The 13211-nt window shown below is 35.3% G+C and carries 15 protein-coding genes; 11 read left to right on the top strand and 4 right to left on the bottom strand.

The genetic code is table 11. From position 1 onward, the window contains the following. Positions 1–18: 18 nt before the first annotated feature. From FTRAC_RS08975 to FTRAC_RS08960, 4 genes are all read right to left on the bottom strand, one after another. Complete coding sequence (locus FTRAC_RS08975; RefSeq protein ID WP_013453920.1) at positions 19–783, bottom strand: alpha/beta fold hydrolase; 765 nt, start codon at positions 781–783, stop codon at positions 19–21. A gap of 251 nt (positions 784–1034) precedes the next feature. After that, positions 1035–1871 (bottom strand): IS3 family transposase, encoded by an 837-nt coding sequence (locus FTRAC_RS08970; RefSeq protein WP_013452758.1) that lies wholly within the window; start codon positions 1869–1871, stop codon positions 1035–1037. Between the two features lie 8 nt (positions 1872–1879). Then, complete coding sequence (locus tag FTRAC_RS08965; protein WP_013452759.1) at positions 1880–2278, bottom strand: transposase; 399 nt, start codon at positions 2276–2278, stop codon at positions 1880–1882. A gap of 101 nt (positions 2279–2379) precedes the next feature. Beyond that, positions 2380–3099, bottom strand: a complete 720-nt coding sequence (locus FTRAC_RS08960; RefSeq protein ID WP_013453919.1) for a pyridoxine 5'-phosphate synthase — start codon at positions 3097–3099, stop codon at positions 2380–2382. 56 nt (positions 3100–3155) lie between these two features. On the opposite strand from FTRAC_RS08960, the gene FTRAC_RS08955 reads away from it, so the two are divergent. From FTRAC_RS08955 to FTRAC_RS08905, 11 genes are all read left to right on the top strand, one after another. Further along, a complete protein-coding gene (locus FTRAC_RS08955; RefSeq protein ID WP_013453918.1) occupies positions 3156–3608 on the top strand; it encodes a GatB/YqeY domain-containing protein in 453 nt (150 codons plus the stop codon). Then, positions 3605–4138: a CvpA family protein gene (locus FTRAC_RS08950; protein WP_013453917.1), complete on the top strand. Its 534-nt coding sequence runs from the start codon at positions 3605–3607 to the stop codon at positions 4136–4138. Before FTRAC_RS08955 ends, FTRAC_RS08950 begins: the two co-directional genes overlap by 4 nt. Then, positions 4135–4731, top strand: coding sequence for an anthranilate synthase component II (locus tag FTRAC_RS08945; RefSeq protein ID WP_013453916.1), 597 nt, complete (start codon positions 4135–4137; stop codon positions 4729–4731). Before FTRAC_RS08950 ends, FTRAC_RS08945 begins: the two co-directional genes overlap by 4 nt. A 133-nt stretch (positions 4732–4864) precedes the next feature. Beyond that, the gene (locus FTRAC_RS08940; RefSeq protein WP_013453915.1) at positions 4865–5632 is read left to right on the top strand and encodes an alpha/beta fold hydrolase; all 768 of its coding nucleotides are present in this window, start codon (positions 4865–4867) and stop codon (positions 5630–5632) included. After that, entirely contained in the window at positions 5629–6291 is a 663-nt protein-coding gene (locus FTRAC_RS08935; protein ID WP_013453914.1) for a CBS domain-containing protein, read from the top strand. Before FTRAC_RS08940 ends, FTRAC_RS08935 begins: the two co-directional genes overlap by 4 nt. Beyond that, positions 6284–7171, top strand: a complete 888-nt coding sequence (locus tag FTRAC_RS08930) for an NAD kinase (RefSeq protein ID WP_013453913.1) — start codon at positions 6284–6286, stop codon at positions 7169–7171. Before FTRAC_RS08935 ends, FTRAC_RS08930 begins: the two co-directional genes overlap by 8 nt. Before the next feature lie 61 nt (positions 7172–7232). Further along, positions 7233–8465, top strand: coding sequence for a hypothetical protein (locus tag FTRAC_RS08925; protein WP_013453912.1), 1233 nt, complete (start codon positions 7233–7235; stop codon positions 8463–8465). A gap of 3 nt (positions 8466–8468) precedes the next feature. Beyond that, positions 8469–9185 (top strand): type IX secretion system protein PorG, encoded by a 717-nt coding sequence (porG, locus tag FTRAC_RS08920; protein ID WP_148230060.1) that lies wholly within the window; start codon positions 8469–8471, stop codon positions 9183–9185. Between the two features lie 78 nt (positions 9186–9263). Further along, positions 9264–9992 (top strand): isoprenyl transferase, encoded by a 729-nt coding sequence (locus FTRAC_RS08915; RefSeq protein WP_013453910.1) that lies wholly within the window; start codon positions 9264–9266, stop codon positions 9990–9992. Then, the gene (locus tag FTRAC_RS08910; RefSeq protein ID WP_013453909.1) at positions 9989–12655 is read left to right on the top strand and encodes a BamA/OMP85 family outer membrane protein; all 2667 of its coding nucleotides are present in this window, start codon (positions 9989–9991) and stop codon (positions 12653–12655) included. The genes FTRAC_RS08915 and FTRAC_RS08910 overlap by 4 nt, the downstream gene beginning before the upstream one ends. 6 nt (positions 12656–12661) lie before the next feature. Further along, a complete protein-coding gene (locus FTRAC_RS08905) occupies positions 12662–13204 on the top strand; it encodes an OmpH family outer membrane protein (protein WP_013453908.1) in 543 nt (180 codons plus the stop codon). The last annotated feature ends 7 nt before the right edge of the window (positions 13205–13211 follow it).

Genomic DNA, 13211 nt, shown 5'->3' with positions numbered 1-13211 from the left:
TGTATTTAGAATGTGATTTTATCGCAAAAAGTCTTCAATCAAATTTAAAAAGTCTTCTGGTTTTTCGGCATGAATCCAATGCCCTGCATCTTCTACCATTTCAATTTTGGCATTCGGGAAGAAATTGTTGATGGCAATATGATCTTCCGATTTTATATAGTTAGAATTTTTGCCTCCTATGAATAATGTATCCTTCTCAGTGGATAATCTCTTCTCTAATCCTTTACCCACTACCTCAATGTTCTTTTCTAAAACAGATAAATTGATTTTCCACTCGAATTTTTTATTCTCATTTCTGGTCAGGTTTTTGAGTAAAAACTGCCTTACACCCTTTTCAGGCACATACTCAGACAATTTTTTATCTGCATCACCTCTTGATTCAAGTTCATCTAATTTAAGACTACATAATCCTTCCAAAATAGTATCATGATGAACGGGATATGCTTTTGGTGCAATATCGACCACTACTAATTTATCATATAAATCTGGATGCTGAACGGCAAAATACATAGCTGTTTTTCCGCCCATTGAATGACCAATAATATGAGGATTTTCAATATTGTTGGATTCAATAAATTCTTCCAAATCTTCAGCCATCACCTCATAATTGTGCACATCATCATGAGGTGAATCACCATGGTTTCGCTGATCTACTAAATAAACATGGAATTGCTCTGACAACTTTCGTCCAATTGTCATCCAATTATCAGAAGAACCAAAAAGTCCGTGTAAAATAATTAGCGGCTGTCCGCCATCTCCTAATTCTTTATAATTTAATTTCATTTTTTTAGATTTTTAGAGCCTAGATACTAGAATCTAGACAAATTTTATAATTCAGGTTTTACCATGCATCCAACCATTTACTTTTAGTTATAAGTTTTAAGTAATAAGTTAAAATGCAGAATTTATTACCAACTACCTTAATTCAGCTTTATTACAATCTTATTTCCACCTCTAATTCTATTTTCGGTCTAACCTTCGGTACTGACCTCGTCACAGAAATTCTGCACTTCCCTGAATAGAGTTGACCGTTTTTAAACATTTATTTCATTATTGAATATAGTGATTGATTGTTGATGAAAAGTACTTTTCATCAACAATTTTTTCTCAAATTCTTCTGGACTCATTTTTCCAATATGGTTATGTGGTCTTACATTATTGTAGTGCTGTACTGCTTTTTTCATTTTCCTTTTTAACTCATCAAAGCTGGAGGGCTGCCATAATTCGATATAATCATTTTTGATTGTTCGATTGATTCGCTCTGCATAAGCATTATCCTGTGCAGTTTTAGCCATACTTATTTCACAATTTTCACTTCTTAGAAGATCAATATACTGATGATAGATATACTGGCTACCTCGATCTGAATGATGGATCTTAGGTGGTTTATGATCTTTAAATGCCATTTTAAGCGCCTTAATATTGGCAGTCGCTCGCATATGATCACCTACATGATAGCCGACTATTTTCTTTGTATAAACATCAATGATAAATACAGCATAATAAAACTTTTCACCTATGCGGATATAAGTGATGTCAGATTGCCAAATCAGAGAAGGACCTTTTATCTTCATTCCTTTGATGAGGTTAGGATAATACACATCTGAGGAATAAGTAGTCCTTCTGTAATTTCTTTTAGCTTTTAAACGGTAGCCTAGTGCCATGAACAGAGATACAAAGCGATCTCTTCCAATGAAATCAGGACGTAGTGTGTCATACATTTTCTCAACCCCACAACCGGGATGGGCTTCTCTTAACTGATCAGCCTCCATAACTAAATCTGCTACTTTCTTATCAAAGATAGCTTGACGCTTTGCATACTGATGTACAGCCTGCTTGCTAATGCCTATGGTTTCATACAACTGGTTCATGGAAAAGTTTATTTTCTTCTGGTTGTTGCTGAACCACTCGATTGTGGGGTGTTGGAGTTTTTTTTGATGTCGATATCTAATTCAGTCTTGGCTACATCAATCATCTTTTCAAAATAATCAATCTGTATCTGCTTCTGACCAACTGTTTGCTCTAACTCCTTGATGCGTTGCTCCAAAGCTTTCAATTTTTCTGTACTACTGTCTTTCATCTCTACTATGCGTTGACCACGTTCATTATGGTTCGAGTATTTATAAATCCATTTATAGATACTCTGATTAGAAATCTTGTGTATGCGCTCCAATTGGCTCACACTAAATTTACCACTTTCAAAATCATCGACAATAGATTTTTTAAAGCCTTCCGAATACTTACGGTACTTCTCAATTAATTTTACCTTCGCTTTCATATATATTGACTTATATGGTCAACCTATACCAGAGACGTACATTCACCCCACTTCCTACTTCAAGCTCCCTACTTCATTCCCCCATTAGGGATTAGGGGTCTTCAATCTTCTCTGAGCTCTCTCAAATACAACTGAATCGTATTCTCCAACCCAAAATAAAGCGCATCGCAAATTAAAGCATGGCCAATGCTAACTTCATCCAAAAAAGGAATTTTTTCTTTTAAGAATTTCAAGTTTTCTAAGCTTAAATCATGACCGGCATTAATCCCTAAGCCTACTTCCTGAGCTTTTTTGGCAGCCAAAACAAAAGGTTCTACTGCTTTTTCTCTATCCTTAGCGTAATTCGCAGCATAAGGTTCTGTATACAGTTCAATTCTGTCAGTACCTAATTTTGCAGCTGCTTCAATATGCTTAAGATCAGTGCCAGTAAAAATAGAAGTTCGTACTCCCATATTTTTTAATTGTGAAATTACATCTTTCAAAAAATCTTGATGTTTGACTGTATCCCAACCCGCATTAGATGTTAAAACACCTGGTGGATCAGGGACCAAAGTAGCCTGAGCAGGATTATTGTTCTTCACCAATTCTAAAAATCGCTCATCAGGATAGCCTTCAATATTAAATTCAGTAGTCACAATTGGTGCTAAATCATAGACATCTTTTGTGGTGATATGTCGTTCATCAGGTCGTGGATGAATAGTAATACCTTGTGCACCGAAACGTTCGCAATCTTTGGCAACATTGACTACATTTGGGTTTTCACCGCCTCTTGCATTCCGCAAAGTGGCAATCTTATTGATATTGACGCTTAAGCTTGTCATAATTTTATTTTTATATGATAACTTTGTCGGCAAGTTAATGATTTTAAAAATTTACTATGAGCTTAAAACAACAAATTGATACGGATATTAAAAATGCAATGAAAGCTAAAAATAAAGAAGAGCTTCAAGCATTGCGTTCTGTAAAGTCTATGATTTTATTAGCAGAATCAGAAAAAGGCGCAGAAGAAAACCTTACTGAAGATGCTGAAATGAAATTATTAATGAAAGCAGCTAAACAGAGAAGAGAATCAGCAGACACTTATAAGAGTAATGGTAGAGAGGAACTGGCTCAAGCAGAATTATTTGAATTAGATGTAATTGAAAGGTATTTGCCAAAGCAAATGTCTGAGCAGGAGTTGAGATCAAAATTAGAAGATATTATTTCCAAGTTAGGTGCTTCTGGCCCACAAGATATGGGTAAAGTAATGGGAGTTGCTACTAAGGAATTAGCTGGTAAAGCTGATGGAAAGATGATTTCCCAATTAGTTAAAGAAATCTTGGCTTCTTGAAGACCCTCGATATTATTTTGCTGATACCATTGTTTTTTGGAGCTTATTTGGGCTTCAAAAAAGGATTGTTATTGGAAATTGTTTCCTTGGTCGCACTGATTTTAGCCATACTAGGGGCTTTCAAATTATTGGACTTTGGCATGGAAGTGTTACAACCTTATTTCCAAAATTGGGAGCAAGCCCTGCCTATTATCTCCTTTATCTTACTTTTTATAGCAATTTTGCTGATAGTGAATTTGGTAGGGAAGATTGTCAAAAAGATTTTGGATATGACCTTGTTAGGCGGCTTAGATAATTTTGCTGGAGCAGTAATAGGCTTATTGAAATGGGCTTTTGGAGTCAGTTTAGTACTTTGGTTGGGAGAATCAATTGAAATAAGTGTTTCTGCTGAAATGGCTGAAGGAACTTATATTTATCCTATCGTGGCTTCTATTGCTCCATTTGTGGTAGATTTAATTTCTAATTATATGCCATTTATTCAGGATGTTTTCAATCAATTGAAGTCTCAATTCTTATTCGATCAATCATGATTTTAATTGTTGATAATTTCGATTCATTCACCTACAATTTGGTTGATTATTTTAATCAGTTGGGAGAGGAATGCGAAGTTATCAGAAATGATGTTGCACCTGAAAAGCTTAATAAAAGGAAATATTCGGCAGTAGTTTTATCTCCCGGTCCAGGAAAACCTGAAGAAGCTGGTTTTTTAATGGACTACATTGAGAGTTTTGAAAATGAGCTACCAATTCTTGGTATATGTCTAGGACATCAGGCGATTGCCAAACATCATGGTATTGATGTGATAAAAGCCATAAGACCTATGCATGGCAAACTATCTAGGGTTCATCTTTTATTAGATGATGAATTATTTCAAGGAATAAATCAAAACTTTCAAGCAGTGAGATATCATTCCTTGGTGGTGGGAAGTTTGGAAGATACTATCTTGCTTCCTTTGGCGAACACTCAAGAAAATGAAAACATGATTTTTAAACATCAATTGCTTCCAATCTATGGTATTCAGTATCATCCTGAAGCAGCACTTACTGAGCATGGATTAAAAATTTTATCAAACTGGAATTCTTTAGTTAAGCAAAAAAGTCAAGCAATAGAGAATAAATTGTAGTAGTTTAAATGAAATTGATATATTTAACCCAAATAAATCTTCTAGCGTTTAATGAAAATTGAAGTTGTTTTTTATGAAAAGTGCTTTTTTTCATCAAGGGAGATTATATATTATAAGAGAATTAAAATAGATTATGGAAATACATAAAAAAGGAGAATATAGTTATATAGATGAAGGATCGGGAGAGCCATTGGTTCTTTTGCATGGGTTATTCGGAGCTTTAAGTAATTGGGAAGCTGTGGTAAATAGATTTTCTCAAGAGTATAGAGTTTTAATTCCTCTATTGCCTATTTATGATATGCCAATCAAACAAGCAGGACTAGGTGCGTTAACTGATTTCGTGGAAGGTTTTGTAGAGCAACAAGGCTTGGATCAAATGACCTTAATAGGGAATTCATTGGGTGGACACGTGGCACTGATCTATACTTTGAGACATCCAGAACAAATTAGGCGCTTGGTATTGACAGGCAGTTCTGGTCTTTTTGAGAATACAATGGGCGGGTCATTTCCTAAAAGAGGAAGTTATGATTATATTCAAGAACGAGTTGCTTACACCTTTTACGATCCTAAAACAGCAACAAAGGAATTAGTAGATGAAGTTTTTGAAACAACTAAAAGTATCCCGAAATGTATGCGGATTGTTGCTATCGCCAAATCGGCTCAAAGACATAACATGCGAGAAGAAATCAAGAAAATTACTGCACCAACTTTATTGGTGTGGGGCTTAAATGATACCATAACCCCACCGATGGTTGCGCATGAATTTGATAAATTGATCCCTAATACTACTTTGAAATTTATTGATAAATGTTGCCATGCTCCCATGATGGAACATCCGGAGATTTTTAACAATTATTTGGATGATTGGTTGAAAAATACTGAACTTGTAACAACAGCATGACAATAGATTTGATAAACGATATGATCCCACCTCTTAAGGTGACTGATGATGCAGCCAAAGCATTGGTTTGGATGGAAGAATTGAGGCTTCATGCGCTTCCTGTTATTCAGGATAAGAAATTCTTGGGTTTCTTGACGGAAGATATGATAATTGATCATAACAATGTTGATGCTAAAGCAGCTGACTTTATGTTAAAAGGAGATGATTGCTTCGTTTTTGATTATCAGCATGCTTATCAAGCCGTAAAAAAAGCAACTGATTTTGATTTTGAGTGCGTAGTAGTCCTTAATTCCGAAAATGAATATTTGGGTGTGGTAGTGTTGTCGGATGCATTATCCATTTTTTCACAGTCTGCATCTATTCAAAGCGAGGGTGGTGTGATTGTTTTGTCGATGAATCAATCAGATTATTCCCTGAGTGAAATAAGTCGTTTAATTGAATCAAATGAGGCTCAGATAATGGGTTCTAGCTTGAATATTGATAAGAATGAACCGACTAAATTTAGATTGACCTTAAAAATCAATAAAGTAGATCTAACACATATAATCGCCACTTTAGAGCGTTTTGGCTATAAAGTAATAGCCAAATATCAGGAAGTGAAATCAGTATCCAACGAGAAAGAACGCTTGGATATGTTAATGAGATATTTAGATGCCTAATCCAGTTAAAATTGCACTTCACGGCAAAGTATTTAACGATGAGGTGAAGCCGCATATCAAAAAAGTTGTGGATTACCTAGAAGCTTCAAATACCGAACTTATTGTTTCTCAACTTTTTGCTAAAAAATTTAAAGAAGCTTTTCCACAATATTCTAATTTTGATCAGTTCAATAAACTCCAGGCCTCTGACAATGTGGATTACCTCATTAGTTTGGGAGGAGATGGTACACTGCTGGAGGCAGTAAATTATGTTGGGGAATTAGAAACCCCAATTTTAGGAATTAATACCGGTAGACTAGGGTTTTTAGCTACCACACCAAAAGATAAAATAGATAAGGCTTTGTCAGATTTATTAAATAAAAACTATAAGATTGACAGCCGAGCATTAATACATTTAGAAACAGACTCAAAAGTATTTGGCGAAAAGCCATTTGCCTTAAATGAATTAGCAATTCTGAAAACGGATTCCTCATCCATGATTACAGTTCATACGTATGTAGATGGAGAATATTTAAATTCTTATTGGGCAGATGGGCTAATTGTGGCAACTCCTACCGGATCAACGGGATATTCCTTGAGTTGTGGTGGGCCAATAATTCTCCCTCATTCCAATAATTTTGTGATTACGCCAGTAAGTGCTCACAACCTGAATGTTAGGCCCTTAATTGTTTCAGATCAAAGCGTGATTTCGTTTAAAATTGAAGGTCGCAGCAACAAATTCTTGGTGTCCCTCGATTCAAAATCCCATTCTGTCGATTCTTCCATCAAAATGTCAGTGAGAAAAGGGGATTTTAAAGCCAAATTGATTACGTTTGATCAGTTGAACTATTTTGATACACTTAGGCAAAAATTAAATTGGGGCTTAGATTTAAGGAATTGAGTACCATATATTTAAATTATTTGTGTTATTTTTGCTCTTTAAGTAAAGAACTGAAGTATATATGAAAAAACTAATACTTAGCTTTTCAATCGTGATGTCGGCAATGATGATAATGCCAGATTTTGCCGATGCCCAGCTTTTCGGAGGTAAGAATAAAAGGAGAAGAGGCAATCGGAAAATAGGTTCTTTTTCAGGATCTAAAAGACTTTTCAATCCTGAAATATCATACTTCGCCTTCGGAGGTGGGATTAATGCCTTAAATTATTTTGGTGAAATTGCACCAAGACCTACCACATTAAGTACTGATATTTCCTTTACTCGCCCAGGTGTGAATTTGTTTTTAAAGCAAAAATTTGGAGATAGATACAGCTGGAAAGTGAATTTCATGTGGGGTAGGCTGAATGCTTCTGATACAGAAACAGTAGGTACAAGCAACTTTACAGCAGAAAATGCGAATCGATATTTAAGAAATTTAGATTTTAGAAATGATATTTTTGAACTTTCGTTCCAAGGTCAATTAGATTTGTTTAAGCATGGTGGAAGATTTTCTTCAAGACCTCCATTAAATATATATGCTTTTTTTGGTGTTGGTGTAATCTATCATAATCCAAAGGGACTTGCCCCTCAGTATTTCACAAGAGACCCATACCTGGTTGATAACCCAATTGATTTCCTTGGGGGGAGTTCACCGCGCTACTATGAATTGGAACAAGCTGGGCAATGGGTAAGCTTGCGAGATTTAGGAACAGAAGGACAATTTTTTGATGCTGAAACTAGAGCGGAGTATCAAGATTTATACGAAAAGGAATTACCTCAACCTTACAGCCGAATACAAATCGTTTTACCAGTAGGGATTGGTGCAAGATATAAGCTTACTAATAATCTAGATATTGCTTTAGAAATAGGTTATAGACATACTTTCACTGATTACCTTGATGATGTTAGTGGTGAATATGTAGACCTTTCTGGTTTTGGCGATCCGTCTACTGATCCGAATGCGGCCTTAGCAATGGCAATGTCCGATAAGTCGAATCAGTTTGATGCTCAAACCTTCAACGAAAATATATTGCCAGCAATTTATACTTCAAGAATTTCCACCTACAATACTGCTTTAAACCCAGACTTTACTTGGAGTCGTGCTGCTGGATACGGAAAAGCAGCTGGAATTGGAAATGATGATGTTAGAAGGAATAATAGAGGAAATCAAAATGACAACGATATTTATATTGTAACAAATATCTCTGTTACATACATTATGGGCGGTGGATTCGTTAGAGGTGCAAAGTTTAGATAATTTATGATGAAAATGTTTTTCCGTAAAGGAAAGCATTTAAGCTTTCCTTTTTTAGTTATAATGATCTTCAGCTTTGGCCAAGATGCTTTTTCCCAATCGAAGGAATTTGGAGGAGGCATAGCTAGTTTTAATTACACTGGAGATCTTATCCGTACCTATAATATCACAAATCAAACGATAGCAGGGAACTTATTTTATGTCCGGAATTTCAAAGATGGGTGGAGTGCCAAGTTAAATTTTGCTGCCGGCAGAATAAAGGGGAGTGATCAAAATCCTATTGATCCGCAAGCCCAAGTAAGAAATGCTGCTTTCAGAGACTTTTTGACTGAGATTTCAGGTCAGGCTAATTATGAGTTCTTAGATTTCAGATCAGACAAAGCCTTGGTTGATTTCACCCCTTATCTTTCAGTAGGTGCTGGCTTCTTATTAATTAACAGAGCAGAGAAAAATGCTACTTATAGTGACATCCAATTGATGATCCCATTTGGTGGTGGTATTAAATATAGTTTAAGTCCACTTTGGACTATTAATTTTGAGTTTTCTGCCAGGAAATTGTTTTTTGATTACTTAGATAATATTTCCCGGCAGGAAATCACCGATAAAAGAAATTCTAATTTTCAGTATGGTGATTGGAATGATAATGATTGGTATTATTTTACTGGTCTTACGCTAAGCTACACTTTTTGGGGAGTGGATTGCCCAGTTCCTTTAAAAAAATAACGCTTGATTTTCCTCATAGGTTTAGTAATAACAATGAATTTTGTACCTTGCGCTCTTATTTCGAGCAGCAGATTGTAGATGGAAAAAAATTTGGATAAAAACAATTTACCAAAGCATGTGTCCGTTATCATGGACGGTAATGGGCGATGGGCTAAAAAGCAAGGTGCGGCAAGAGTGTTTGGTCATAAAAATGCTATTAAAGCAGTTCGTGATACTGTTGAAGGCTGTGCTGAACTAGGAATTTCTCATTTAAGTCTTTATGCTTTCTCTACTGAAAATTGGGGAAGACCGAAAAATGAAGTAGATGCTTTGATGCAATTGTTGGTTTCTACTATCAAAAGTGAAATGAAAACGCTGATGAAAAATGATGTAAAGTTATCTTCCATTGGCGATATAGAGAATTTACCAGGTAAATGCTTTAATGAGTTAAAAGCAGCTAAAGAACAAACTGCTCAAAACAAGGGGCTAAATTTGATTTTGGCATTGAATTACAGCGGTAAATGGGATATAACCCAAGCATGTAAAAAAGCTTTAGTCGCTTGCAAGAATGGTGAGATGTCAGATAAAGATTTGACAGATTCAAACTTTGAAAGTTTTTTATCAACAGCTGGTATACCTGATCCTGAGTTATTAATAAGGACTAGTGGTGAATTTAGAATCAGTAATTTCATGCTATGGCAATTAGCTTACAGCGAAATTTATATTACCGAAGTCCTTTGGCCGGATTTCAGAAAAGAACATTTAATAAACGCATTGCGCAACTATCAAACTAGAGAAAGAAGATTCGGAAAAGTAATAAGTGAATGATACGAAATTTATTAATGTTAATTATATTCCTGCTCACATCGCAGGTAATGGTGGCGCAAATCAATCCATCTCTTGATTACAGTAAACCTAGGAAATATGAAGTTACCGAAGTGGTGACTAATGGGTTGCAATACCTTGATGAAGGGGCAGTAATTGCTATAACCGGAATCAGAGTAGGGGATCGAATTAATATTCCAGGAGATGAGATTTCTTTTGCAATAAAAAAGATGTGGAAGCAGGGGTTGTTTGCAAACATCGAAGTGAATTACGAAATTGTTTCTGAAGGTAAAATCAAACTAATCTTAGAATTGACAGAAAGACCTAGGCTTACTAGGTATAGGTTCAATGGAATAAAAAAATCCAAAGAATCTGAAATTTCTGATGAGCTCAGCCTGGTAAAAGGCAGAATTTTAACTGATGCATCTATTAAAAATGCAGAGCTGAATATAAAAAAATATTTTAGAGGTAAGGGGTATTTAAATGTGGAAGTTTCTTCAGTTCAAGAAACAGACGAGCTGGTGTCCAATGGTGTAGAACTCGTTTTCAATATTGACAAAAAGAAAAAAGTGAAAATTGAAGACTTATATATTGTTGGAAATTCTGCTTTTGGTGACCGAAGAATTAAAGGTAAACTTAAAAATACTAGAGAAAGGTTACGATTTACATTATTTGAAGATATTGTTAGTAGGGCTATCCATTCCAAACCTAAGCATTGGTTCAGGTTTTTTGCAAAGCAAGATTCAGTAGGGTTATCAAGAGCATTAGATTACTTTGGAGAGCACGTAAATATTAATTTCTTTAAGTCATCTAAACTAGTAAGAGCTGATTATGAGGGGGACAAAAACTCAATTATTGATTTTTATAACAGCAAAGGTTATCGTGATGCTGAAATCACTTACGATAGTATTTTTGATGAAGGAAACAATATCTCCATTGAAATTGGTATACATGAAGGACAAAGATATTATTTCAGAGATATCAATTGGACAGGAAATTTCACTTACAACGATGAGGTATTAAGTACTGTGTTGAATATCGATAAAGGCGATGTTTATAATTTAGAGAAAATTAATCGTAAGCTTAATTACGACCCCAGCGGTAATGACATAAGTTCATTGTATATGGACAATGGATATTTATTCTTTAATGTGACTCCTGTTGAGGTTAATGTGGATCAAGACTCTATTGATTTAGAATTAAGAATTTACGAAGGTGCGCAAGCTACTATCAACAAGGTTACGATTTCAGGTAATACCAGAACTAATGATCACGTGGTGTTAAGGGAGTTAAGAACTATACCGGGTGAAAAATTTAGTCGTCAAAAATTAATTAGAACACAAAGAGAGTTATCTCAATTGGGCTATTTCAACCCTGAAACAGTAAATCCTACTCCAGTGCCGAATCCTAATGATGGAACAGTTGATATCAATTGGGAATTAGAGGAAGTTTCAAATGATCAAATTCAACTTTCAGGTGGTTGGGGTGGATTCATCGGTTTCGTTGGTAGCCTCGGAGTAACTTTTAATAATTTCTCTATAAATAACTTCTTAGATTTTGGAAACTGGGATCCACTTCCTGTGGGAGATGGCCAGGTGCTTTCATTGCAATTCCAGGCTAACGGAAGGCAATATCAAAGTTATAATGCATCTTTTACTGAGCCATGGCTTGGAGGTAAAAAGCCTAATGCCTTAACCATTGGGGGTAGTTTTTCTAACCAAGGAGAGTTTGTAGACTTTAGAAATCCAAGGTCAGGAATATCCGGTTCTTTCAAAATCTTTAGAGGATTTGTTAGTTTGTCTAGAAGACTTAAATGGCCAGATAACTATTTTACTTTAGCCAATTCCTTAGAGTATTCGCGGTATTCGTTGAATAACTCTTTAAGATTTGGAGGTCAAATTGGGTGTTCTAATTGTGAGTCCAATAATTTTAATTTCAAGACCACTATTGCTCGTAATAGTATTGATAATCCTATTTTCCCAAGAAGTGGTTCAAATATTAGTCTGGCAGTTTCTTTAACTCCACCATATAGTTTGTTGAGCGATAAAGATTATAGTAAGCTTTCATTCGAGCAAAGTATCAATTTCTTAGAATTCAATAAGTGGATGTTTGATGCCTCCTTCTTTAATCAAGTTGTTGGTGATTTGGTTATTAATACTAGAGCTAATTTCGGAATTATAGCTAGTTATGGTGATAAGGTTGGAGTTGGCCCTTTTGAAAGATTTATTTTGGGTGGCTCTGGTTTGGCAGGTGGCCAAGGCTTTATTTTAGGTAGTGATATCATAGCTCTAAGGGGGTATGAGGATAATTCACTACGTCCTACTGAATTAGTACGAAGCTTTGAAGATGGTCAAGTGGATGTGCGACCAGTTTCTGGAGGAACTATATACAACAAATTTGTTATGGAGATGCGGTATCCAATTTCCTTAAATCCTTCTGCAACAATTTATGTTCTAGGCTTTGGGGAAGCAGGAAATACATGGACTGGTTTTGATGATTATAATCCATATGATTTAAAGAGATCCGCTGGTGTAGGAGCTAGAATTTTCATGCCTGCATTTGGTACAATCGGTATCGACTGGGGTTATGGATTTGATAACGCACCAGGTACCAATACAGCAAGCGGTGGACAAATTCACTTTACAATTGGTAATCAACAAAGATAAATTGGTATGAGATTTGTTAATGTCATTATAACAATTGTAATTTTAAGTTTGGTTTCGCAAATTGCGGCTGCTCAAAAGTTTGGATATGTTGATTCAAAATTCATTCTGAGCAAAATGCCAGAATATAAAGAGGCTAAAGAAGAAATTAATGCATTGACCTCAGCATGGCAAAATGAAATAAAAACCATGCGGAAAGAAATAGAGTCAATGTATGCGGAATTAAAAGCTGAGGAAGTTCTTTTGACAAAGGAATTGAAAGATGAACGCTTAGCCGAAATCGAAAAGAAAGAAAAGGAAGTGGAGGAATACCAGAACAAAGTTTTTGGATTTGATGGCTTGCTTTTTCTGAAAAAGAAAGAATTGGTGAAACCTGTGCAAGATAAAGTCTTTGAAGCAGTTGAAGTTGTCGCAAAAAAGGAAAGATTACAAATTGTATTTGATAAGGCAGGGGAACTTATAATGATTTATACGGACCCAGTGCATGATTATACAGACTTGGTTTTAGAAGAACTTGGATTAATTGACGAAAACGATTTAAATAAAAATTAGTAAAGTA

The sequence above is a fragment of the Marivirga tractuosa DSM 4126 genome, assembly GCF_000183425.1.
Lineage (GTDB): Bacteria > Bacteroidota > Bacteroidia > Cytophagales > Cyclobacteriaceae > Marivirga > Marivirga tractuosa.
Note: the sequence above shows the minus strand (reverse complement) of the source record. Positions and strands in the feature narration are given on the sequence as shown.